Raw genomic sequence first — 21,581 nt, 5'->3', positions numbered from 1 at the left:
GGCCAAGCTGCTGCTCGTCGAGCGGGGCTATGATCCCACCCTCGGCGCCCGGCCCCTGCGCCGGGCCATCCAGCGCCTGGTCGAGGACCCGGTGTCCGAGAAGCTCCTCTACAAGAGCTACCACGCCGGCGAGATCATCATCGTCGACGCCGAGCCCGACCCCGAAGACGACGGCAAGCCGGCCATCGTGTTCCGCACCGTCGAGGGCTTCGAGCCCCCGCCGGTCGAGCTGGCCGAGGCCGGTCCGGCCGAGTAGCCCTCCCTCGACCGAACCCCATGGAGCCCCCGCCGCGTTGCGCCTGGCAGCTCCGACCGGAGGGGTCGGCCGCGAACCTGGGTGGACGGCGCCGTGCGGGGTAGAGGGTCGGCGCTGCCCCTCGCAAAGGAGAAACCCAACATGCCCAGCTCCTACACCGTCCCTGGCCTCCAGGAGTCCGACGCCGCCACGGTGCGCGACGCCCTCCAGTACCGGCTCGTCGCCCTGCTCGACCTCCAGCTCACCCTCAAGCACATCCACTGGAACGTCGTCGGTGCGAACTTCATCGGCGTCCACGAGATGCTCGATCCGCAGCACGCGGCCGTGTCCGAGATGGTCGACGCCGTCGCCGAGCGCATCGCCACCCTCGGCGGCCAGCCCCTCGGCACCCCGGCGGCCATCACCGAGGGCCGCACCTGGGAGAACTACGCGCTCAACCGGGCCCTGACCCACGAGCACCTCTCGGCCCTCGACAGCGTCTACATCGGTGTCGTCGAGGATCACCGCAAGGCCATCGAGGTGTCCGGCGACATCGACCCTGTGTCCGAGGACCTCCTCATCGGGCAGACGAACCAGCTCGAGCTCTTCCACTGGTTCGTCCGGGCCCACCTCGAGGACAAGAAGGGCAACATCGAGAGCTGACCGTCCCCGCCGGCGTCGCCAGGACGCCGAACGGACCGACGACGACGATCGGGAGATGCGAGCATGGACATCGACGAGGACCAGGTCTGGAACGGAATCGCCAGCGTGGCGGCGATCGGCGCGGTCATGGCCACGCGGCCGGTGGTGGAGCGGGTGTGGAAGCTCGCCTTCCGTCGCGAGGCGCCCGGGAACCCGGCCAGCAAGGACGTGAGCTGGAGCGAGGCCCTGCTCTGGGCGCTGTTCACCGGGGCCCTCATCGGCGTGATCCGGCTCCTCGCCCAGCGGACCGCAGCCGCGGGCTGGGCCAAGGTCCGCGGCGACTACCCCCACGCCCTCGCCACCACCCGCCCATAGTCCCGCCCCCACGCCGGGGTACCGTGGCCCGCTGTGGTCGCCTCTCGCGCACGGGTCGATGGGGGCCGCCCGCCCGGCCTGGGCCCCGTCGTCGCCTGCCAGGGTGCCCTCCACGCCTCGCTCTGGGACCCCGGGGTCGGGCTCGATCGCCTGGCACCCGGGACGACGCCCGGGCTGGACCTGCGCGGCTTCGACCTCCACTCTGTGCGCGACTCGGCCCTCGGCGCGTTCGGTGACCTGGGTGCGGGCGAGCCCGAGCGGGCGGCGCGGACGATCGAAGCGGTCCTGGCCCAGCAGTACCGGGCCCCCGGTCGCCCGTGGGATGCGACGTTCAGGGTCACCGCCGAGCAGGACGACCCACCGGGCGACGAGGCGGTCGAGTGGCTCCACTACGACCCCAACTGGCGCCAGTTCATCGGTTCCATCCTCGCCCTCACCCTCGAGGAGCACGAGGCCCGGCTGCCACCGGCGCTCGTGCCGCGCGTCGTCGAGGCCATCGAGGCCGCGGTCCGGAGGGAGCCCGAGGGCCGCATCCCGGACTGGTACACCAACCCGGCGCTCATGCACGCCTGGCTGCAGGGCTGGGTCGGGCGACGAGTCGGCGCACCGGGCCTGGTCGCCGCCGGGCGCGCCGGCGCGGAGCGGACGATGGCCCGCCTGGCCCGCCACGGCGACGTGGATGAGTACAGCTCGCCGACCTACGACGGCGTCGACCTCTACGCCGCCGCCCTCTGGAACCGTCACCCGGCGAGTGACGAGGAGGCCCGGTGGGGCGAGACGCTGCTGGTCACCCTCGGCCGCCGGATCGGCCGGCTCTTCCACCCGGGCCTGGGCGCCATGTGCGGGCCCTACATCCGCGCCTACGGGCTGGGGCTCGACCGCTACGTGTCGCTGCTGGGCCTCTGGCTCGTCGCCGCCGGGGTGCCGCCCGAGGACGTCCTGCCCCCCGCCATCAACGATCACACCGTGCACGTCCACGACCTGGCCTTCGCGCCGCTGTTCGCGGCGCTGGCCCCCACGGTGGTGCCGCACCTGGTACTCGCGACGGATCTTCCCCGCCGCCACGAGCAGCGCTTCGGTCCGGTCGAGGCGGTGAGCGTCCTCGGCCCCGACTGGGCCACGGGCGCCGAGCGGGGACGACGGCCCATCTTCTCCCGCGAACAGTACGTGCCGGTCACCGTGCACGCCCGCGGTCCCGGTCCCGACAGGACGGTGCGATGGGTCGGACTCGGGCTCGGCGCGCCGGGCACCACCGTCGACGCCGTGGCCGACGGACAGGGTGGCGTCGAGGTCACCGTCGGCCGCGACGCGTCCTCAGGCCCGGTGTCGGTCCGCCTGCTGTGGTCCGACCGTCCGACGGGCGCCGCCGACGGGGCCCGCCTGGGACCCGTCACCCTCTCGTGCGCGTCCACGCCGTCGTCGATCACCGAGGAGGCCGACCCCGGCGGCTGGATCGCCACCCTGACCTGGGACCGGCCCACATCGCTCGTCCTCGCGGCTCACACCTGAGCTCCGCCGGTCCGGACGTCGACGCATCGGGCGTCGGCGCGGACGCCGCAACTCGGTCGTGGCGTGATCCTCGGGCTGGGAACGGACTGGTACGGTCTTCCCAAGGGAAGCATCCATCGACTCGGTCGGGCGCGTCGTCATCCCCAAGAGCCTGCGCGATGCCCTGGGTCTCGTCGCCGGGTCGACGGTCGACCTCAGCTTCTACGGGTCAGGCCTCCAGATGGTCCCGTCGGGACGGACGGCGCGCCTCGTCGAGTCCGACGGCGTTCTCGTCGCCGAGTCCGACACCGCAATCGATGACGACACCGTGCTGGCGAGAACGACGGCGAGCGCCCGGGCAGACGGTCAGGGGGGACAGTCAGGTGTCGGTCCGGCGTCGGCGACCGTCACGTAGGCCTGGGCCAGGGCCGTGGTAGTCCTGGTCTCGCTCGTGGGCGCGGGCTGCTCCCGACGCTTCGCCGGATCGAGCTCGTGGAAGGTGGCGATCACCCCGGGACACCTCGGCCCGACCCGTTCACCGAACACGAACGCCCATTCCGGCGGGACGGTCACCTCGGTGCCGGCGCGCTCCAGGCGGTTGACGACGACGGTCGCCTCGCCGATGGTGGAGCGGTCGGACAAGATGACGTGAACGGGCCGGCCGTCGGGGGCGGCGGCGTCGATGGCCGCCATGGCCCCCTCCGCGCCCTCGACCTCCCCCCCGAGCCGGGAGAAGGGGAAGGCAGCGTGGTCCGCTCGCACCTCCTGCGAGGCGACGATCAGGCTCAGGGTCGAGACCCCGGCGGCGACAATGGGGGCGACCGCCGGTGGGAGTGGGCGCCGGACACCGGTTCGGATCACGGCGACCACCGTGAGAGCGAGGCCCAGGTAGAGCAGGAAGCCCAGCGCGAGCACCGGCAGGGCGAGGTACCGGCCCAGGACGCCGTCGAGGCGCATGAGGCTGACCGTGGAGGCGGCCACGCCGAGCAGGGGCGCACCGCAGAGCGCCGCCTCGAAGGGACGACGACCGACCACGTTGGCCACGGTGGCGACAGCAGCCGCCGTCAGCAGGGCGATGATGGCGACCAGGTGCGACCCCTCGGCGCCCGGGGGCGCCACCCCGCCCCCGATCAGCAGCTGGTGGACCAGGTCGCTGTGCACGAGGGTCAGGTGAGCGCCGATCACGTCGAACACATCGCCCAGCCCGTGACTCCCGGGGGGCCGTCGGCTGTAGCTGACGAAGAGGCCCAGGTTGCCGGGCTCCCGGGTGAGCTGCTCGTAGACCGGCGCCGACCACAGCAGGGCGCCGGCGCCGGCCGCGATCCCCCCGGGACGGATCCACCCCTGGCGGGACCTCACCAGGTGGATGACGACAGCGACAGCGGTGATGGCGACGAACGGGCCGGCGACGGGAAGGGCCCCGACGTGGGTCTGGATGGCGAACGACGCTCCGGCCACCAGGTGCCATCGTCGGCCGGCCACGACTCCTGCGGTGCCCACGCCGGCGACCACGAGCGGCACGATCACCATCAACGGGTTCCAGGGCTGATCGATCCAGCTCGTCCCCGTCTGGGCGGTGAACGCGAGGGCCACCGCGGCGGCGGCCCACCCCGCCGCCTGCCCCGCGGTCCGGGCGACGGCCCACATCGACCAGCCCAGCCCGACCAGGTTCAGGGTCACGGCGGCGAGCGCCAGGCCACCGGTCCGCTGGCCCGCCGCGGCGTAGAACGGCCCGAACCAGTACCAGACGGCGGGACCGAGGTGGTTCCAGCGGGTCCGGGAGTACGGCCCGACGAGCATGTCGCCCCGCCACGCGTCGCGCGTCCCCAGCTCGAGGAGGCCGTAGTCAGCTCCCACCAGGGGATCCTGGCTGATACCGCCTAGGACGACGACGCCCACCACGACGACCGGCAGGACGGCGGCGGCCACCGCGAGACCCGAGTGCGACCACCACGGCCCGCCGGTCGGTCGCCGGCTGGCGCCGGACGTGGCGTCGGGATGTTCAGGGGTGGGGTCGGTGTCGGCGCGATGGACGGTGACCGACGGTGCCCGGCGGCTGGGCGCGGGTCCGGTCAAGGGTTCGCCCGCCATCACAGTGTCAGGGTACGGCCCGAGCACCCGGCGCCCGAGCCAGCGGGCCGTGCCGCCGCTCCCGGCGAGTCATGGCGCGAGACGGAGCGTGCACCGGACCCGCTGTCGCAGGGGGTTCGTAGGGTGTCGTCATGGCCCGGGTCCGCACGCTCCACCGCTGCACCGACTGCGGGAGCACCGCGCCCCAGTGGGTGGGCCGCTGCCCCGCCTGCGGCGAGTGGAACACCCTCGTCGAGGAGACAGACCAAGCCGCTCTCGTCACCGCCCCGGCCTGGGCCGGCTGGGGCGCGGATGGGCCGGCGAACCCGGCCCGACCCAGCACCGACGGCTCCCACACCGAGGTCGCGCCGGTCGCCACCGGCATCGGCGAGCTCGACCGCGTGCTCTCGGGCGGCCTCGTCCCCGGCTCGGTCACCCTGCTGGGCGGGGCCCCCGGCACCGGCAAGTCGACCCTCGTGCTGCAGGCCGCGGCTGGCCTGGCCCGCGCCGGGGCCACGGTGCTCTACGTGTGCGCCGAGGAGAGCCCGACCCAGGTGCGTGACCGGGCCCGCCGCCTGGACGCCCTCCACGACCGGCTCTGGCTCGTCGGCGAGTGTCTCATGCCCCGCATCCTGACCGCCGTCGACGAGGTTAAGCCCGACGTCCTCGTGGTCGACTCGGCTCAGAGCGTCGCCGATCCCGAGGTGTCCTCGAGCCCGGGCAGCGCCACCCAGGTGCGCGAGATCGCCTCGCGCCTCGTGCGCGAGGCCAAGGCCCGCGACCTGGCCACCGTGCTCATCGGCCACGTCACCAAGGACGGTGCCCTGGCCGGGCCCCGGGTGCTCGAGCACGTGGTCGACACCGTGCTCGAGCTCGACGGCGACCGCCACCACGCCCTGCGCCTGCTGCGCGCCATCAAGCACCGCTTCGGGTCGACCAGCGAGCTCGGTCTCTTCCAGCTGGGCGAGAGCGGCCTCGACGGGGTGCCCGACCCCTCCGGGCTGTTCCTCGCCGACCGGCTGCCCGGGGTGCCCGGGTCGACCGTGGTGCCGACCATCGAGGGGCACCGGCCGCTGCTCGTCGAGCTCCAGGCCCTGGTCGCCAAGAGCTCCCTGGCCGAGCCCCGCCGGTCGAGCACCGGCCTCGATCGGGGGCGGGTCTCGCTCCTGCTCGCGGTGTTGGTGAAGCGGGCCGACATCGACGTGGGAGGCCACGACGTCTACGCCCTCGCCGCCGGCGGGGTGAAGGTCACCGAGCCGGGCGCCGACCTGGCCCTGGCTCTGGCCGTCACCTCGGCCGCCACCGGGGTGGCCGTGCCCGCCGAGGTGGTCGCGTGCGGCGAGGTCGGCCTCGGCGGTGAGGTCCGCAACGTCGCCAGCATCGAGCGTCGGCTGTCAGAGGCCGCCCGCCTGGGCTTCAGCCGGGCCCTGATCCCCACCTCGGCCCCCGATCCACCCGCAGGCGTCACCGCGGTCCGCGTCCGCTCCCTGGTCGAGGCCATCGCCGCCCTGCGCCTCAACCCTGGCCCGTAGAGGCTGCACTCGGCTCGGCGCCCAGACCGAGGTCTTGCAGCCAACGAAGAACGACAGAAGCAACCTCGTCGACCCCGGACGGGGCGATGAGCCAATGCCCTCGTCGAGCGAATTCGTGGTGGGACGCGTCGTAGCGGGAGCTGATCGAGCGCGAGATGCGAGCGGAGACGTTGCGATCCACACCTCCGCTCAGGCACAGCACGGGGCACTGGACAGCACGGCGCGGTACTCGGTTCAGGCCGAAGACCATCGAACGGAACACCCGTCCGGAGTCGGGGGCCAGCTGCTCGCCTTGCGCTCTCGCTTCGGCATCGGGAAGGTCGTTGAACACGACCGCCTTCAGGGTGCTGGCCGACGGACGGAACGGGCGTCCCGCGAGGATCCGGGGCATGAGCCTGGCCAGGTGTGGGAGCGCGCGGGGCTGGGCCCACAGCACGCCAGGAGGTGCTGACGCCAGCAAGACGAGCGCCGAACAGGGAGCGGAAGCCGCGAGCTGCTGGCCGAGAAGCCCTCCCATGCTGTGCCCGATGACGATGGGCGGCTCCTCCATCGCCACACACTCGCGGCGGAGCACGTCAAGGCAGTCGGACATGGTGAGCTTCCGGAGGGTGACCGGATCGATCGGCAGCCGTCCTGGCAGCGACGGCGCCTGGACCCGGTACCCGGCGGACTCGAAGTACCGGACCCAAGGCGCGAGGAGACCACCATGGCTGAACGTTCCGTGGATGAGCAGGATGGGCGGGGACATGGACGGGGCTCCTTGATGTCAGAGATGGGCACACGACGAGGCTTCAGCCGCGAACCAGGCCCTCGGCGGCGATCGGAGGTCACGCAGGATGATGCGCTGCCTCGTGGCCGGTTGCGTCCTGCGACGAAGGTTGCGCGCCGGCCCGATCCCGCGGCGATTACCCGCGACGTAAGCCCGCCCATCGTGCGGTCGCTGCGATGAGCGATCCCGGCATCCCCGGGTGGTGCTGATGACCGAAGAGGGGCCGGTGTCGCTCATCGGGTCGAGGCCACGGTTCGACCGTGGTTACCTGTCAGGTCATCGCAGGCTCGCGACGATGGCGTCATCGTGACCACATGGGATCTGATCGACCTGCCACCGCCAACCGCGAGCGCCGGGAACCTTCGTGGTCCATCGACTCCTTCGCCGCGTTCTGGGACAGACCGGATCCGGCAATGGTGCCTGCGGTCCTCGGGCCTGACGTGGTGGGGCGATGGCCCGGGGAAGATGAGCCGGTCCGCGGGCCCGACGCCTACACCGCTCGCCTCGCCCGGCTCCTCGAGCTGCTTCCCGACCTTCGTCTCGATGTAGCCGAGTCCGCGACGGACGGCGAGCACACGTTCATCCGTTGGGTCATGCGAGCCACCGGGCTCCACGGTCCGTTCGAGATGACCGGGATCGATCGGGTCCGAGTGCGCGACGGGCTGGTGGTCGAGAACGTCATCGTGTACGACACCGCTTCCTTCGAGAGGCTCTCAGGACACGCGTCCTACGACCCCGACCACCGACTGCACGACGGGTGACCTCGTCGAGGCACCTCATCCCGCGCCCGGAGGACCCTGCTGTGGCGCCGCGCCTGGCGGCCCGTGACCCGGCGGTGCTCGCAGTCCTGCTCGCCGGCACGTTCATGGCCGCCCTCGACGTCTCCATCGTCAACGTCGCCGCGCCACAGATCCGTTCGGGCCTCGGCGTCTCCGATGCCGAGCTGCAGCTCATCGTGTCGGGTTACACCGTGGCCTATGCGGCGCTCCTCCTCACGGGGGCCCGCCTCGGCGATGACCACGGCCACCGCCGGCTCTTCCTCCTCGGCCTCGCAGGCTTCACCGCCACGTCGCTCGCCGCCGGGCTGGCGTGGAACGGCGAGGGGCTGATCGTCGCGCGCGTCGCCCAAGGCGTGGCGGCGGCGGCGATGACCCCGCAGGTCGTGACGGTCATCCAGCTCCGGTTCGGCGGCGACGCCCGAGCGCGGGCGCTCGCCCTGTTCGCCACCGTCATCGCCTTCGGCGCCGCCCTGGGCCAAGTGCTCGGCGGCCTGCTGGTGAGCGCAGACGTGGCCGGCACCTCCTGGAGACCGGTCTTCCTCCTCAACGTCCCCATCGGCATCGCTCTCCTGGTGCTCGGGCGCAGGGTGCTGCCGCCCACACGGTCGCAGGCACCGCAGCGACTCGACCTCTGGGGCGTCACGCTGCTCACGTCCGCGGTGTTGCTCGTCATGGTGCCGCTGGTGTTCGGCCGAGAGGCTCACTGGGCGCCGTGGACGTGGGCATCGCTCATCGCTGCGCTCCCGACGTCCGCCATTCTCCTTGCCCACCTGGGTCGTCTCGGACGCATCGGAGGCCACCCGCTCCTCGACCTCACTCTCCTCCGACACCGCCCCGTCACGGTCGGCCTGATGGCGGTCTCGACGCAGATGATCGCCTACGGCGGCTTCCTGTTCAGCCTCACCTTCCACCTCCAAGGCGCCCTCGCCTACCCGCCCTGGCAGTCAGGGCTCATCTTCGGTCCCTATGCGATCGGTTTCGCGGTCACGAGCATCGGTGTCCCGCGGCTCCGCGCGTCCAGGCGTCACGCGGTCAGCATCGCGGGCCTCCTGCTCATGACCGGCGGCTACGCCGCGATCGGCCTCGCCGCCGGCAGGGGCGAGTGGGACTCCACCGCGATCCTCCCGCTGCTCGCGATCGCCGGCGCCGGGTTCGGGGCCGGGTACAGCCCGGTCATCACGCGCATCGTCGCTGAGGTGCCCGCCGAGAACGCACGGGACGCCAGCGGCTTGTTCACGACGATCAACCAGCTGAGCTTCGCGTTCGGCGTCGCGACGATAGGCACCGTCTTCCTTGCCCGCTCCAGCGGTTCGGCCTCGGGCGCCGCCGTCGCGATGGCGGCAGGCCTGGCCGGAGGCCTCGGCATCATCAGCGCCGGTCTCGTCGTGCTCCTCGGTCGCGTCGAGCGTCGGTCGCAACCGACTCCCGATGCGGCTGAGCGCTGACCGCAGGCCGCCCCCCTGGCGCGTCCGACAGGTGAGAGCGGCCTGTTTGATCTCAAGCCTCAGGGAGATCGCCCCAGAAGCCCGTGACCCGCTGGAGGCGGCCGTCGGCCGCCAGCTCGCCCACGTCGAGGCCGGAGACGATCGGGGTGCCGTCGGCGCCCTTCAGCTCCCAGGCGAAGCGCACCTGGTCACCGAACCGGTCGACGCCGGTGGTGCGGACCATCTGGAACCCGGGGTACCCGGTGTGCACACCGGCGATCATCTCGGCCAGGTCGCCGTGGCCGCTGGCGTCCGCGTGCTGGTCGACGTGGCGGCCGTCCTCGGTGAACGCCTTGGCCACGAGCTCGGTCCGCTCGGCCGGATCGTTCGTCCGCCACATCGCGAAGTAGGTCTCGACGAGCGTGTCTGTGTCTGGGGTGGTGTTGGTCATGGGCTCACCGTGCACCGGGCCGGGAGCCGGCACAACGACCTGGCAGGTAAGCGCCCGGCCTCGAGGGCGTCGGTACGGTCACACCAATGACCACCATCTCCCCCACGATCGGCATCGGCGGGCTGCTGCGCGACTGGCGGCAGCGGCGGCGCCTCAGCCAGCTCGACCTGTCGAACGAGGCCGCCGTGTCGGCGCGCCACCTGAGCTTCGTGGAGACCGGTCGCTCGAAGCCGAGTCGGGAGCTCGTGCTCCACCTGGCCGAGCACCTCGACGTGCCGTTGCGAGAGCGCAACTCGCTCCTGATGGCGGCGGGCTTCGCGCCTGTCTACCGGGAGCGGTCGCTCGACGACGACGAGATGGACCCGGTGCGCGGCGCCCTCGACGCGATCCTCGCCGGCCACGAGCCGTACCCGGCGGTGATCGTCGATCGGCTCTGGAACCTCGTCACCGCGAACGCCGCCGCCCTCGGCCTGTTCACCGTCGGCGTGGCCCCTGCCCTGCTCGAGCCCCCGGTGAACGTGGTGCGCCTCGGCGTGCACCCCGACGGCCTCGGCTCACGCGTCAAGAACCTGGCCCAGTTCAGCGAGCACCTGCTCATGCGCCTCCAACGCCAGCTGGCGGTGGCCCCCGACCCGGAGCTGGCCGAGCTCTACGAGGAGATGCTCGGCTACCCAGGCGTCGTCCACGAGTCGCCGGTGGTGACCGATCCCACCGCCCTCCTGTTCTTGCCGATGGTGTTCGACGCTCCAGACGGCCAGGAGCTGTCGCTGTTCAGCACGCTCGCCACCTTCGGCACGGCGCTCGACATCACGCTCGCCGAGCTGTCGATCGAGTCCTTCTTCCCCTCCGACGCCGCCACCCAGGCCTTCTTCCGGGCGCAGGCCTGACGATCGGAGGGGCGGGCCGGATGGAGCCGGTCGGTCCGGGCCCCGGCGGCCCCGGCGGCCCAGGGAGAAAGGGGGCGTGGGGGCAGCGGTCGAGGTGGTTGACCGCCCTCGACCGAGGCGGGCCGCGACCAGGGTGAGCCCCTACACTCCGGCCATGCTGAGCAGAGATCGGGTCGCCATGATGAGCGCCCTCGCCCTGCTCTCACCGGGCACGCCGCTGCGCGACGGGCTCGACCGGGTGCTGCAAGCCGGCATGGGGGCACTGATCGTGATGGGCGACGAGCCGCCGGTCCTCAACATCTGCTCGGGCGGGTTCCTGCTCGACGCCGCCTACAGCCCCCAGAGGCTCTCGGAGCTGTCGAAGATGGATGGCGCCATCGTCTTGGCCTCCGACGCCAGCCGCATCGCCCGGTCCAACGTGCACCTGGTGCCCAACCCGCACGTGTCGACGACCGAGACCGGCACCCGGCACCGCACCGCGGAGCGCGTCGCCCGGTCGATCAACGTGCCGGTCATCTCCGTCTCCCAGCGCATGAACGTCATCAGCGTCTACGTCGGCCACGAGAAGCACCAGATCGATCCCGTGCCCCGGGTGATCGCCCGGGCCAACCAGGCCGTGCAGACCCTCGAGCGCTACAAGGACCGCCTCGACGAGGTCTCGGTGGCGCTCTCGGCGCTCGAGGTGGAGGACCTCGTCACCCTGCGCGACGTGGTGACGGTGCTCCAGCGCAACGAGATGGTGGCCCGCATCGCGGCCGAGATCGGGGGCTACATCGTCGAGCTCGGCTCCGACGGCCGCCTGGTGCGCCTCCAGCTCGAGGAGCTCATGGGCGGCATCGGCGACGACCGGCGCCTGGTGGTGCGCGACTACTTCCACGAGGAGGACTCGTGGCACCTGGCCGAGGCCCTCGGAGCGCTCTCCGAGCTCTCCGACGACGACCTGGTCGACCTGCGCCGGGTGGCTTCCGCCGTGCACCTCTCCGACGGGCCGCCCGACCTCGATGAGTCCCTCTCGCCGCGGGGCTTCCGCCTGCTGTCGCGCATCCCCCGGCTGCCCGAGGGCGTCATCGAGGCCATCGTCGTCCAGTTCGGCGACCTGCAGAAGATCCTCCGGGCCACCATCGAGGACCTCGACGACGTGGCCGGCGTGGGCAAACCCCGCGCCCGGGCCGTGAAGGACGGTCTCAGCCGCATGGCCGAGGCCAGCATCCTCGACCGCTACAACTGACCGGCGCGCCGGCCGACAGCCGCGGCGGCCGACCGCGGGTTGCCGACCGGACCGGAACCGGGTCTGGTCAGGGGCGGGAGAGGGCCCGGACCCGGCAGGCGGAGATGGGCTCGAGGCCCTTGAGCCGGTAGCGCCGGGCCCGACCGAACGCGACGCCTCGCAGCCCGTTGACCTCGTCGCGCACGTCGACCGAGGCCACCGCCTCGCCGCCCTTGGCCTGCTCGGTGAGGCGGGCGGCCACGTTGACCACGTGGCCCACCACGTCGTCGTGGGTGACCACGGCCTGGCCGTGGTGCAGGCCGGCCCGCACCCGCAGGGGGCCCGGGTCATCGGCGGCCAGCTCCACCGCGGCGAGCACCGCGGCCTCGGGGGCGGGGAAGCTCAACATGAGCCCGTCGCCCAGGCGCTTGACGATGTGGCCGCCCCGGCTGCGGACAACGGGGCCGACCCACCGGTTGTGCTCGCCCACCATGGTGGCCGCCGCGTCGTCGCCCTCGGCCGCGGTGAAGGTGGTGAAGCCCTCGAGGTCGGTGAACACCACGGTGACCGGGGTGAGCACGGCCGGGCCCGGGGTGACCTCGGTGCGGGCCAGTGACATGGCCTGCAGGGCGCTCAACCCCAGGCTGGAGAGCACCGACGGACGCTGCTCGGCGCTGCGCTCCAAGAAGCGCTGCATCACCTCGCCGGGCGGGGCGATGCGGGCCGGGTTGCCCGAGGGGTCGGCGAGCCAGTCGCGGTCGACCAGCCCGACGTCGACGGCCTGGGCGGCCCACTCCTCATCCGAGCGGATCAGGCGGGCCAGGCGCTCGGTGATCGACTGGTGCAGCGAGGCGACGGCCCGGGCCCCGGTGTTGCGCGCGTCGTCGGCGGATGCCACGGGGCCACCTTACGATGGTCGCCGGCGGCGGGCCCGACGAGGCGGCGGTCATCGGTCATGCTGGTCCGGTGACCTCCACGCTGCCCTCCGGAACGCCCGTCCACGTCGCCGGGACCGTCGACGCCACTCGCGGCCTGGTGATCGTGCCCGACATCATGGGCCTGCGCCCGCTGTTCACCGCCCTGGCCGACTCGTTGGCGGCCGAGCACGGATGGTCGGTCGCCGTGGTCGAGCCCTGGTCCGGCCAGGAGGGTCTCGACCTCGACGCCCGCCTCGCCTCGGTGGGATCCCTCGCCGATGAGCGGGTGGCGGATGACATCGCCGCCGCCGCCGACGAGCTGAGCGTCGAGCCCGTCGCCGTGGCCGGCTTCTGCATGGGCGGGATGTTCGCGCTCAAGGCCGCGACCTCGGACCGCTTCGACCGGGCGGTGTCGTTCTACGGCATGGTGCGCCTGCCCGAGCACTGGCACACGGCGACGGTCGCCGAGCCCCTCGCGGTCCTCGCCGCGGGGCCGGTCGCTCCCATCCTCTCGCTGGTCGGCACCACGGATCCGTGGATCCCGGCCGCCGACGCCGATGCCCTCGAGGGCCTCGGCGCCGAGGTCGTGCGCTACGAGGGGGCCGACCACGGCTTCGTCCACGACCCGTTGCGCCCGACCCACCGGGCCGACGACGCAGCCGACGCCTGGCGGCGGGTGCGGGAGTTCCTGTCACCCCCGAACGGGTGACGGCGGAGGCAGGAGGGGGCCTATCGCGCCCGCCGCTCGAGCTCGACCCGATTGAGGATGCGGTAGCGGCGCTCGCGTTGGTCGATCCAGCCGAGGCGCACGAAGCTGGCGATGGCCTTGTTCACCCGCTCCCGGGAGGCCCCGACCATGCCGGCGAGCTCCTCCTGGGTGATGGGCAGCAGGAACTCATCCTCGTCGCCCGCCAGCTCGAGCAACCGCTTGGCCGTGCGCCCGGTGACGTCCAGGAACACCGAGTCGGCCAGAGCCGTGTTGGTGTTGCGCAGGCGCTCGGCGAGCAGGCGCACCACGCTCCAGAGCAGGTCGGGGCGAGCCTCGTAGATCACCCGGAGGGGCGCGTAGGGGATGGTCAGCACCTGCGAGGCCTCGAGGGCACGGGCCTCGGCCGAGCGCGACAACCCGTCGAAGAGGCCCATATCGCCGAACAGGTCGCCCCGCTCCATCAGCGCGACCATCGACTCTCGGCCGTCGATCGACCGCTTGGAGATGGCGATGCGCCCGCTGACCACCACGTGGAGGTCGGTCGGCGCCTGCTCCTCGGCGAAGAGCAGGTCACCCCGCAGCAGGTCGGTGGTGGTGGTCGCCCCCTCGACCTGCGTCATCTCCTCGTCGGAGAGGTCGGCGAGCAGGGGAACACCGCGGAGCAGGGAGGTCTCGGCCACCGCCGCAGCGTACCGGTCCGGACAGATGTCACAGCGCGGGACCGGGATCCGGGGCCCGGTAGCGTGCCGGCCGTGACCGCAACCGCCCCCACCTCGGCGTCGGCGGTGTGGACCGTCGTGGTCGCCGCCGGCGGCGGGGTGCGCTTCGGCGGGCTCAAGCAGTACGTTCCGCTGGCCGGTCGGCGGGTGGTCGACTGGAGCCTGGTCGCAGCCCGTACTGCCAGCGCCGGGGTGGTGCTCGTCGTCCCCGCCGAGATGGTGGGCAACCCTGAACCGGCGGCGGATGTCGTGGTCGCAGGCGGCGCCACCCGCTCCGCGTCGGTCCGCGCCGGGCTGGACGCGGTGCCCGGCGCGGCGTCGATCGTGGTGGTGCACGACGGAGCCCGCCCCGCGGCCCGTCCCGCCCTGTTCGCCGCCGTGGTCGACGCGGTCGAGGCGGGCGCCGACGCCGCCGTCCCCGGGGTGCCGCTCGTCGACAGCGTGCGCCGCCGCGACGGGGCGGCGGTCGACCGCGACGAGCTGGTGGCGGTGCAGACGCCCCAGGCCTTCCGGGCCACGGCCTTGCGTGGCGCCCACGCCGGCGGGGCCGACGCCAGCGACGACGCCACCCTGGTCGAGGCGGCCGGGGGCCGGGTGGTGGTGGTCGCCGGGGAGCCCGCCAACGTGAAGGTGACCCACCTCGCAGACCTGGACGCCCTGGCCCGGCACCTGGCGACCGGTGTCGCACCCGGGAGCGGACGCTGATGCAGGTGCGCGTCGGCCTCGGCGTCGATCTCCACCCGTGGAGCGACGATCCCTCCCGTGAGCTACGCCTCGGGGGCGTGACCTTCTCCGACCAGCCGGGCCTCGCCGGCCACAGCGATGCTGACGCGGTGGCCCACGCCTGCACCGATGCGCTGCTGGGCGCCGCCGGCATGGGTGACATCGGCGAGCACTTCGGTGACACCGACCCGCAGTGGGCGGGCGCCGACAGTGTGGGCCTGCTGGCCGAGGCCACCCGCCGGGTCCGCGCCGAGGGCTGGGAGCCGGGCAACGTCGACTGCTCGGTCGTCCTCGACGCCCCGCGCCTCGCGCCGGTCCGCCGGGAGATGGCGGCGCGCCTCACCGCCGCGGTCGGGGCGCCGGTGACGGTCACGGGCCGTCGGACCGAGGGCATCGGAGCCCTCGGCCGGGGTGAGGGCGTGGCCGCCTTCGCCGTCGCCGTGGTGACGAGGGACTGAGGAGGAGCGCCGATGGCCCGAGGAGGATCTCGACGGGGAAGCGGACCTCGGGGCGCCAAGCCACCACCGCGTGGCGGCGCCCCGACCTCCCGAGGCGGCACCCCGAACGCCCGCGGTGGCAAGCCTCCGGGACGCGGGGACAAGACAGCCCCCCGCAGGGGCCACGGTGGACCTCTTCGCACCGGGGCACCGGCTGAACGCGCCCCCGCTCGCGGCGCCGCCCGCGACGAGGCGCCCCCCACGCCCCGGGCTCGCCCGTCGGCTCGCCGCGGGCTGGGCGGCGACCAGGTCGAAGGGCGCCACGCGGTGCGCGAGCTGCTGGTGGCCGGGCGGCGCCGCGTCTCGGAGCTGCTGGTCGCATCCGACCTCGATCCGGCCCCGATCATCGACGAGATCATCCAGGTCGCCACCGACGACCGGGTGACGGTCAGGCGCATCAGCCGCAGCAAGCTCGACGCCACGGCGCGCACCGACGCCCCCCAGGGCGTCGTCGCCTTCGCCGCCCCGCTCGAGGAAGATGAGCTCGACGACCTGGCCTCGGGGCGGGTGCGAGCGACGGCCGCGGGCGACGGACCGCCGTTCCTCCTCGCCCTCGACGGCCTCACCGACCCGGGCAACCTGGGGGCCGTCCTGCGCTCGGCTTCGGCCGCCGGCGTCACCGGCGTCGTCCTGCCCCGCCACCGGGCGGTCCACGTGACCCCGACGGTGGCCAAGGCCGCCGCCGGGGCCATCGAGCACCTGCCCATGGCGGTCGTCGGCGGCCTCCCGGCGGCCCTGGCCCGGCTCCGGGACCAGGGGACGTTGACCGTCGGGCTTGACGCCGAGGGGGGCCGGTCGCTCTGGGAGCTCGCCCTCACCGACGTCGCGGTGTGCCTCGTGCTCGGGTCCGAGGGCGCCGGCCTCTCGCGCCTCGTTCGCCAGCGGTGCGATGAGACGATGGCCATCCCGATGCGGGGACCGCTCGACAGCCTCAACGCCGCCACCGCCGGGGCCCTGGCCTGCTTCGAGATCGCTCGCCGTCGCTGACCCGGGAACCATCTGCTGTCCCGAGACGATGACGCTAAGTGGTCGATGGGCCGCACGAGTGTTCGACGGAGCGACGCGGAGCCCTTACCCTGCTTGCCGCGAGGGTGCACGGTCCCGCTGGTCAGGGGGAGATGTACCGGCGGTAGCAGTGAGACCGTTGACACGACGGAGCCCGTGTGGCACAAACTAACTAGTCCGCAAGGACCACATCGCCCCACCCGCCGCACCCGGCGTCGCACCTTCCGAAGGACCCCTCCCGATGCCGAGCCGTGCCCTGACCCTCTCGTCTGCGCCCGACGCCGAGTTGGCCCGTCGCTTCCAGCGAGGAGAGGCGGGCGCCCTCGACGTGCTCCTCGCCCGGTACCGCCGCTTCGCCCGCTCCCGGTCCCGCGGCTTCTACCTCGTGGGCGGCGACGCCGAGGACCTCGAGCAGGAGGCTCTGATCGGCCTCTACAAGGCGGTGCGCGACTACCGCCCCGACCACGAGGTCGCCTTCCGCCCCTTCGCCGAGCTGTGCATCACCCGCCAGCTCCTCAGCGCGATCAAGACCGCCAACCGCCACAAGCACCAGCCGCTCAACGCGTCGGTGTCGCTCCACGGCAGCCGGGAGACGACCGAGGACGACGGTCGGGCGCTCGAGGACCGCCTGCCCGGCCCCGCGGCGGTCGACGACCCCGCCGAGCGGCTGCTCGGCGACGAGCAGGTCGCGGTGCTGGCCGAGGCCATGGCCGCGGATCTCTCCTCCCTCGAGCTCGACGTGCTGAGGCTCTACGTCGCCGGTCGCTCCTACGTCGAGATCGCGGAGCGCGTCGGTCGTCACGCCAAGTCGGTCGACAACGCCGTGCAGCGCATCAAGCGCAAGCTGGGTCGCAGCCTCGCCGAGTACGAGATCGCGGCGGTCGCCTGAGGGTCCACGGCTTCAGCCGGGCGCCGGGGACCGGGCCGGGAGGGCCACGGTGCGCCCCGCCCACCAGTCGGTCAGGCGGGTCCGGTGGTCACCGGCGATCACCTCGGGCACCTCGCCCTCGGTGAACCAACGCCAATCGCTCACCTCGGCGGGATCCGGTGCCGGCGTGCCGCACACCGTGCCGGCGTAGACGGTGACCTGGAGCCACCCGCTCCGCTGGGAGCGCACCACGTACTCACCGACGAGCCCGGTGATGGTGAGGTCGAGGCCGAGCTCCTCGCGCACCTCTCGCCGGGCCGCATCGGCGGGGTGCTCTCCCAGCTCGACGAAGCCGCCGGGTACCTCCCACAAGCCGGCGAAGGGATCGCGAGCCCGCCGCGAGAGCAGGACACGGCCGGTGCCGTCGCTGATGACCGCCGCCGCACACGGGGCGTTGCGCACCATCCGCCAGCGGGCACCGTGGTCGGGGCACGTCGGCACGCCCCGATGAGTGGGGCTGGGCGTCCCGCACCGCTCGCAGTGCCGGGCGTCGGTGGTCACCCGTCGAACCTACCGGCGGATCGCCGGCACGTCGGTAGCGTGAGGCGGTGGCGCGCTCCCGAACCCGACGCATCCTCGTCCGTCGCCACGACGCCGGCGCGTCGCGGCGTGCCCCCGACGTCGTGGCCGTCGAGGAGCCGCTGGAGATCCGCCTCGACGGCCACGTGGTGACGACCACCATGCGCACCCCCGGCGACGACCACGACCTGGCCGTCGGCTTCGCCCGGGCTGAGGGGCTGATCGACGGTGTGGCGCTCCGCGAGGTGCGATCGTGCGGGCTGGGCCTCGACGAGCGGGCTGCGTTCAACATCGTCGAGCTGGACACGGGTGGCCGGGCGGCTCCCCCCATGCCTCGGCTCACGACCCAGACCGCGGCCTGCGGGGTGTGCGGGTCGCCGGCCATCGACGAGCTGCTCGACCGGCTCCGGCCCCTCGACGGCACCGCCGCGATCGGCGTCGACCTGCTGGTGGCCATGGCGGCAAGGGTGCGTCCCGCCCAGGAGCTCTTCGCGACGACCGGCGGGGTGCACGGCGCCGCCGCGTTCCGGCCTGACGGCGAGATCCTCGTGGTCCGCGAGGACGTCGGGCGCCACAACGCGGTGGACAAGGTGGTGGGTCACCTCCACCGCGACGACGCCCTACCCGCCGGCGGACTCGGCCTCTACGTCTCGGGCCGGGCCGGCTTCGAGATCGTGCAGAAGGCCTGGGCCGCGGGCTTCGGCACCGTCGTGGCCGTCGGCGCCCCCACCTCTCTGGCCGTCGACATCGCCCGCCAGGCGAACATCACACTGGCGGCCTTCCTGCGCCCCGACGGGATCAACGTGTACGCCCCGGAGAGCCCGCGGGGCTGACCCTCGTCGAACCGGTGAGCAGGCGCACACCGATCGATGGGTGGATGCTCACCAGCTCGAGGAGCGCGCGCTCGGAGTGCAGGTCAGCCGGTGCGGGTGGCGAGGGTGAGGGCGACGTCGCCGTCGGGGTCGCACCAGACCGAGTCGACCGAGAACCCGGCCGGGCCCAGCAGTGAGGGCAGGCGTTCGATGCGGAACTTCGAGGAGATCTCGGTCTGGATGCTCTCGCCCTCGTCGAGCTTAAGGTCGAGACGGGCGCCCGGGATGCGGACCGACTGGGCCTCCCGGGCGACGAGGTGCATCTCGATCCGCTCACCCGCAGCGTCCCAGCGGGCCTCGTGGCGCCACGCCCGCAGGTCGAAGTCCGCGCCCAGCTCCCGGTTGAGCACGGCCAAGATGTTGCGGTTGAACGCGGCGGTGACGCCGACGGGATCGTCGTAGGCGGTCAGCAGGCGCGCCGTGTCCTTCACCAGGTCGGTGCCGAGCAGGAGGCTGTCGCCGGGGACCAGCGCATCGGCCACCCGCCTGAGGAAGCGGGCCTGCTCGTCGGGCGTGAGGTTGCCGATGGTGCCCCCGAGGAAGACCACCAGGCGCCGGCCCCCAGTAGGGATCCGGTGCAGGTCGTGAAGGAAGTCGCCCACGACGGGCTGGACGTCGAGGCCCGGGTGCTCGGCGCCGATGGCCTCGGCCGCGGTGGCCAGGGTGGTGGCGCTCACGTCGAGCGGGCAGAAGCGCCGCAGCTGGCCCCGGGCGGTGAAGGCGTCCAGCAGGAGTCGGGTCTTGTCCGACGTACCCGAGCCCAGCTCGACCAGCGTGTCGGCGCCCGATGCGACGACGATCTCGTCCGCCCGGGCCAGGAGGATTGCCCGCTCGCGCGCGGTCGGGTAGTACTCCGGCACCCGGGTGATGGCGTCGAACAGCACGCTGCCGAGGTCGTCGTAGAACCACTTGGGCGACAGCCAGCGCTGCGGGCTGTCGGTGAGGGTGCGGCGGATGTTCTCAGCCATCGTCTCAGGAGCGGGGGCGTCAAGGTGCGGGGTCGTCACTGGTCCTCAGGGGTGGGGGGCTGGGGTCGGGGCCGGGTTCGCGGCGGGCGGGTGGTTCGTGGGGATCGGAGCTAGGCGTCCGACGCCAGGCGGATGCCGGAGAAGGCCCAGCGGGCGCCGGGCGGGAAGAAGTTCCGGTAGGTCACCCGGGTGTGGCCCGGCGGCGTCGCACAGCCCGAGCCGCGCAGAACGACCTGTCCGCTCATGAACTTGCCGTTGTACTCACCGACGGCGCCGAGGGCGGGCGCGAAGCCGGGGTAGCCGAGGTAGGGGCTGGAGGTCCACTGCCACACCTCGCCGAAGGCCTGACGCAGCGGCCCGGTGTCGCCGGCGGCCGGGGGGCGGGGGTGGGGCCCGTCGAGCTCGAAGGTCGGTTCCACGATGCACTGGTCGGCGACCGCTGCTTCCCACTCCGGCTCGCTCGGCAGCCGGGCCCCGGCCCAGCGGGCGAAAGCGTCGGCCTCGTAGTGGCTGACGTGGACCACCGGTCGCCCGGGGTCGAGGGGATAACGACCGGCCAGGGTGTACTCGTGCCAGCGGCCGTCGACCTGCTCCCAGTAGAGCGGGGCCTCCCAGCCCTCGCCACAGACCGCCGCCCACCCGTCGGAGAGCCACAGGTCGCTGCGGCGGTACCCGTCGTCGTCGATGAACGCCTGCCACTCACCGTTGGTGATCAGCCTGTCACCCAAGCGATGGGGTGGCACCAGGGCCTGGTGGCGCGGGCCCTCGTTGTCGTAGGCGAAGCCGTCGCCTGCGTGGCCGACCTCGACCAGGCCACCCTCGCGATCGACCCAGACCGGTGGGGCCGGATCGGGCGCGGGTGCGGTCATTGCCAGCGCGTAGGCGGGGCGGAGGGGGTTGGTGCCGAGAACGTGCTTGATGTCCATGAGCAGCAGCTCCTGGTGCTGCTGTTCGTGGTGGAGGCCGAGGGTGACGAGCGCGGCGACCTCGTCGGGGGCCTCATCGGCGAGCAGGGCGTCCATGGCCTCGTCGACGGCGAACCGGTAGTCGGCGACGTCTGCTGTCGTCGGCCGGGTCAGGAGGCCTCGCTGCGGGCGGGGGTGACGGGAGCCGACGGCTTCGTAGTAGGAGTTGAACAGGTACCCATAGGCGTCGTCGTGGACCTGGTAGCCCGGGCGGTGGGGCCCGAGGATGAAGGTCTCGAAGAACCAGGTGGTGTGGGCCCGGTGCCACTTGGTGGGGCTGACGTCATCCATGGTCTGGACGGTCTGGTCCTCGGGCCCGAGGGGTGCAGCGAGCGCCTCGGTCAGGCCCCGGACCTCGGCGTAGCTGCGTCGGAGATCGATGTCGGGCGGGGCGACCGGGCCGGCGGGGGCCGGGTGGTCTGCGGTGCGGGGCGGGATCGATGGCGTCATGGCGCCTCCTCCGTTGCGAGCCGAGCGGGTGCGATGGCCGGGCCGCCACCTGCGTGGCGGGGCAAGCGCACTCGGCCGGTGCGCTGGTGCCCGACGCTACCCACCTCGGAACGCCCGAACCGGGCGGCCCCAGTGGGCGGCCCCGACGCCGCCCGCTCGGGGTGGACCGAGATCACCCCGTCGGTCCCCGAGGTGGGTCGGCTACCGTCTGACCTGCAGGCGGACCCGCCGGGTTAGCTCAGTTGGCAGAGCACTTCTCTTGTAAAGAAGATGTCGCCGGTTCGATCCCGGCACCCGGCTCCGCTCGCTCAGGCCTCTGACCTGCGGCGGTGCCGGCGGCCTTCGGGCGTCGTGCCGCGACCGGTCTCCCGGCGCGGGTCGCGCCGCTCTCCACCGACCCGCTCAGCGCCCCCCGCTGACCGCGAGGGTCCACACCCACTCGTGGCGGCC

The 21,581-nt window shown here is 73.1% G+C and carries 24 protein-coding genes and 1 tRNA gene; 17 read left to right on the top strand and 8 right to left on the bottom strand.

The genetic code is table 11. From position 1 onward, the window contains the following. The 5 genes from VNL12_RS08320 to VNL12_RS20875 all read left to right on the top strand — a co-directional run. Positions 1-256 (top strand): hypothetical protein (locus VNL12_RS08320; RefSeq protein ID WP_325593450.1); only part of this gene is annotated, 256 nt, incomplete at its 5' end. Positions 257-397: 141 nt separating this feature from the next. After that, on the top strand, positions 398-898 hold the full coding sequence (locus VNL12_RS08315; RefSeq protein WP_325593448.1) for a DNA starvation/stationary phase protection protein: 501 nt from the start codon (positions 398-400) through the stop codon (positions 896-898). Positions 899-961: 63 nt separating this feature from the next. Then, on the top strand, positions 962-1,252 hold the full coding sequence (locus VNL12_RS08310; protein WP_325593446.1) for a DUF4235 domain-containing protein: 291 nt from the start codon (positions 962-964) through the stop codon (positions 1,250-1,252). A gap of 33 nt (positions 1,253-1,285) precedes the next feature. Further along, positions 1,286-2,761 carry a hypothetical protein gene (locus VNL12_RS08305; RefSeq protein ID WP_325593444.1) on the top strand — a complete coding sequence of 492 codons (1,476 nt, stop codon included), beginning with the start codon at positions 1,286-1,288 and terminating at the stop codon, positions 2,759-2,761. A gap of 115 nt (positions 2,762-2,876) precedes the next feature. Beyond that, positions 2,877-3,155, top strand: coding sequence for an AbrB/MazE/SpoVT family DNA-binding domain-containing protein (locus VNL12_RS20875; RefSeq protein ID WP_349257816.1), 279 nt, complete (start codon positions 2,877-2,879; stop codon positions 3,153-3,155). On the opposite strand, the gene VNL12_RS08300 is transcribed toward VNL12_RS20875, so the two are convergent. Next, a complete protein-coding gene (locus tag VNL12_RS08300) occupies positions 3,107-4,669 on the bottom strand; it encodes a hypothetical protein (protein WP_325593442.1) in 1,563 nt (520 codons plus the stop codon). The genes VNL12_RS20875 and VNL12_RS08300 overlap by 49 nt on opposite strands. Before the next feature lie 293 nt (positions 4,670-4,962). Between VNL12_RS08300 and radA the strand changes: the two genes are divergently transcribed. After that, positions 4,963-6,342, top strand: coding sequence for a DNA repair protein RadA (radA, locus tag VNL12_RS08295; protein ID WP_325593440.1), 1,380 nt, complete (start codon positions 4,963-4,965; stop codon positions 6,340-6,342). Here radA and VNL12_RS08290 read toward each other — a convergent pair. Beyond that, positions 6,326-7,090 carry an alpha/beta hydrolase gene (locus tag VNL12_RS08290; RefSeq protein WP_325593438.1) on the bottom strand — a complete coding sequence of 255 codons (765 nt, stop codon included), beginning with the start codon at positions 7,088-7,090 and terminating at the stop codon, positions 6,326-6,328. The two genes, radA and VNL12_RS08290, sit on opposite strands and share 17 nt — an antisense overlap. Before the next feature lie 335 nt (positions 7,091-7,425). On the opposite strand from VNL12_RS08290, the gene VNL12_RS08285 reads away from it, so the two are divergent. Together VNL12_RS08285 and VNL12_RS08280 are read left to right on the top strand one after the other, a co-directional pair. Then, a complete protein-coding gene (locus VNL12_RS08285) occupies positions 7,426-7,872 on the top strand; it encodes a nuclear transport factor 2 family protein (RefSeq protein WP_325593436.1) in 447 nt (148 codons plus the stop codon). 41 nt (positions 7,873-7,913) lie between these two features. Continuing rightward, positions 7,914-9,335, top strand: a complete 1,422-nt coding sequence (locus tag VNL12_RS08280) for an MFS transporter (protein ID WP_325593434.1) — start codon at positions 7,914-7,916, stop codon at positions 9,333-9,335. A gap of 52 nt (positions 9,336-9,387) precedes the next feature. Here VNL12_RS08280 and VNL12_RS08275 read toward each other — a convergent pair whose 3' ends face one another. Further along, complete coding sequence (locus VNL12_RS08275) at positions 9,388-9,765, bottom strand: hypothetical protein (RefSeq protein ID WP_325593432.1); 378 nt, start codon at positions 9,763-9,765, stop codon at positions 9,388-9,390. An 86-nt stretch (positions 9,766-9,851) separates the two neighbouring features. Here VNL12_RS08275 and VNL12_RS08270 point away from each other — a divergent pair, with 86 nt between their 5' ends. Then, positions 9,852-10,652: a helix-turn-helix transcriptional regulator gene (locus tag VNL12_RS08270; protein ID WP_325593430.1), complete on the top strand. Its 801-nt coding sequence runs from the start codon at positions 9,852-9,854 to the stop codon at positions 10,650-10,652. Positions 10,653-10,806: 154 nt separating this feature from the next. Then, complete coding sequence (gene disA, locus VNL12_RS08265) at positions 10,807-11,880, top strand: DNA integrity scanning diadenylate cyclase DisA (protein ID WP_325593428.1); 1,074 nt, start codon at positions 10,807-10,809, stop codon at positions 11,878-11,880. A gap of 67 nt (positions 11,881-11,947) precedes the next feature. On the opposite strand, the gene VNL12_RS08260 is transcribed toward disA, so the two are convergent. Then, positions 11,948-12,757, bottom strand: coding sequence for an adenylate/guanylate cyclase domain-containing protein (locus VNL12_RS08260; RefSeq protein ID WP_325593426.1), 810 nt, complete (start codon positions 12,755-12,757; stop codon positions 11,948-11,950). Between the two features lie 68 nt (positions 12,758-12,825). Here VNL12_RS08260 and VNL12_RS08255 point away from each other — a divergent pair, with 68 nt between their 5' ends. Then, positions 12,826-13,485: a dienelactone hydrolase family protein gene (locus VNL12_RS08255; RefSeq protein ID WP_325593424.1), complete on the top strand. Its 660-nt coding sequence runs from the start codon at positions 12,826-12,828 to the stop codon at positions 13,483-13,485. A 20-nt stretch (positions 13,486-13,505) separates the two neighbouring features. On the opposite strand, the gene VNL12_RS08250 is transcribed toward VNL12_RS08255, so the two are convergent. Further along, a complete protein-coding gene (locus VNL12_RS08250; RefSeq protein ID WP_325593422.1) occupies positions 13,506-14,165 on the bottom strand; it encodes a Crp/Fnr family transcriptional regulator in 660 nt (219 codons plus the stop codon). Positions 14,166-14,237: 72 nt separating this feature from the next. Between VNL12_RS08250 and VNL12_RS08245 the strand changes: the two genes are divergently transcribed. The 4 genes from VNL12_RS08245 to VNL12_RS08230 all read left to right on the top strand — a co-directional run bounded on the left by VNL12_RS08245 (position 14,238) and on the right by VNL12_RS08230 (position 17,318). Beyond that, on the top strand, positions 14,238-14,909 hold the full coding sequence (locus tag VNL12_RS08245; protein ID WP_325593421.1) for an IspD/TarI family cytidylyltransferase: 672 nt from the start codon (positions 14,238-14,240) through the stop codon (positions 14,907-14,909). Further along, positions 14,909-15,385, top strand: coding sequence for a 2-C-methyl-D-erythritol 2,4-cyclodiphosphate synthase (ispF, locus tag VNL12_RS08240; protein ID WP_325593419.1), 477 nt, complete (start codon positions 14,909-14,911; stop codon positions 15,383-15,385). The genes VNL12_RS08245 and ispF overlap by 1 nt, the downstream gene beginning before the upstream one ends. Before the next feature lie 12 nt (positions 15,386-15,397). After that, positions 15,398-16,411, top strand: a complete 1,014-nt coding sequence (gene rlmB, locus VNL12_RS08235; RefSeq protein ID WP_325593417.1) for a 23S rRNA (guanosine(2251)-2'-O)-methyltransferase RlmB — start codon at positions 15,398-15,400, stop codon at positions 16,409-16,411. 259 nt (positions 16,412-16,670) lie between these two features. Continuing rightward, complete coding sequence (locus VNL12_RS08230) at positions 16,671-17,318, top strand: sigma-70 family RNA polymerase sigma factor (RefSeq protein WP_325593415.1); 648 nt, start codon at positions 16,671-16,673, stop codon at positions 17,316-17,318. Positions 17,319-17,330: 12 nt separating this feature from the next. Here VNL12_RS08230 and VNL12_RS08225 read toward each other — a convergent pair whose 3' ends face one another. Beyond that, positions 17,331-17,858 (bottom strand): NUDIX hydrolase, encoded by a 528-nt coding sequence (locus VNL12_RS08225; RefSeq protein ID WP_325593413.1) that lies wholly within the window; start codon positions 17,856-17,858, stop codon positions 17,331-17,333. Positions 17,859-17,905: 47 nt separating this feature from the next. Here VNL12_RS08225 and fdhD point away from each other — a divergent pair, with 47 nt between their 5' ends. Then, positions 17,906-18,709, top strand: a complete 804-nt coding sequence (fdhD, locus tag VNL12_RS08220) for a formate dehydrogenase accessory sulfurtransferase FdhD (protein ID WP_325593411.1) — start codon at positions 17,906-17,908, stop codon at positions 18,707-18,709. An 83-nt stretch (positions 18,710-18,792) separates the two neighbouring features. On the opposite strand, the gene egtD is transcribed toward fdhD, so the two are convergent. Together egtD and egtB are read right to left on the bottom strand one after the other, a co-directional pair. Then, positions 18,793-19,716 (bottom strand): L-histidine N(alpha)-methyltransferase, encoded by a 924-nt coding sequence (gene egtD, locus VNL12_RS08215; protein ID WP_325593409.1) that lies wholly within the window; start codon positions 19,714-19,716, stop codon positions 18,793-18,795. 110 nt (positions 19,717-19,826) lie between these two features. Continuing rightward, on the bottom strand, positions 19,827-21,131 hold the full coding sequence (egtB, locus tag VNL12_RS08210; RefSeq protein WP_325593408.1) for an ergothioneine biosynthesis protein EgtB: 1,305 nt from the start codon (positions 21,129-21,131) through the stop codon (positions 19,827-19,829). Between the two features lie 227 nt (positions 21,132-21,358). Between egtB and VNL12_RS08205 the strand changes: the two genes are divergently transcribed. Next, positions 21,359-21,431, top strand: a tRNA-Thr gene (locus VNL12_RS08205). The last annotated feature ends 150 nt before the right edge of the window (positions 21,432-21,581 follow it).

The sequence above is a fragment of the Iamia sp. genome (genome assembly GCF_035575815.1).
GTDB lineage: Bacteria > Actinomycetota > Acidimicrobiia > Acidimicrobiales > Iamiaceae > Iamia.
The sequence above is the reverse complement of the archived record's forward strand: the minus strand, read 5'-3'. Positions and strand labels throughout refer to the sequence as shown.

Bases quoted from the DNA above. Each gene is read 5' to 3' on its own strand.
- VNL12_RS08315 (WP_325593448.1), top strand. From the start codon at position 398: ATGCCCAGCTCCTACACCGTCCCTGGCCTCCAGGAGTCCGACGCCGCC.
- VNL12_RS08310 (WP_325593446.1), top strand. From the start codon at position 962: ATGGACATCGACGAGGACCAGGTCTGGAACGGAATCGCCAGCGTGGCG.
- radA (WP_325593440.1), top strand. From the start codon at position 4,963: ATGGCCCGGGTCCGCACGCTCCACCGCTGCACCGACTGCGGGAGCACC.
- VNL12_RS08290 (WP_325593438.1), bottom strand. From the start codon at position 7,090: ATGTCCCCGCCCATCCTGCTCATCCACGGAACGTTCAGCCATGGTGGT.
- VNL12_RS08285 (WP_325593436.1), top strand. From the start codon at position 7,426: ATGGGATCTGATCGACCTGCCACCGCCAACCGCGAGCGCCGGGAACCT.
- VNL12_RS08275 (WP_325593432.1), bottom strand. From the start codon at position 9,765: ATGACCAACACCACCCCAGACACAGACACGCTCGTCGAGACCTACTTC.
- VNL12_RS08270 (WP_325593430.1), top strand. From the start codon at position 9,852: ATGACCACCATCTCCCCCACGATCGGCATCGGCGGGCTGCTGCGCGAC.
- disA (WP_325593428.1), top strand. From the start codon at position 10,807: ATGCTGAGCAGAGATCGGGTCGCCATGATGAGCGCCCTCGCCCTGCTC.
- ispF (WP_325593419.1), top strand. From the start codon at position 14,909: ATGCAGGTGCGCGTCGGCCTCGGCGTCGATCTCCACCCGTGGAGCGAC.
- rlmB (WP_325593417.1), top strand. From the start codon at position 15,398: ATGGCCCGAGGAGGATCTCGACGGGGAAGCGGACCTCGGGGCGCCAAG.
- VNL12_RS08230 (WP_325593415.1), top strand. From the start codon at position 16,671: ATGCCGAGCCGTGCCCTGACCCTCTCGTCTGCGCCCGACGCCGAGTTG.
- egtD (WP_325593409.1), bottom strand. From the start codon at position 19,716: ATGGCTGAGAACATCCGCCGCACCCTCACCGACAGCCCGCAGCGCTGG.
- egtB (WP_325593408.1), bottom strand. From the start codon at position 21,131: ATGACGCCATCGATCCCGCCCCGCACCGCAGACCACCCGGCCCCCGCC.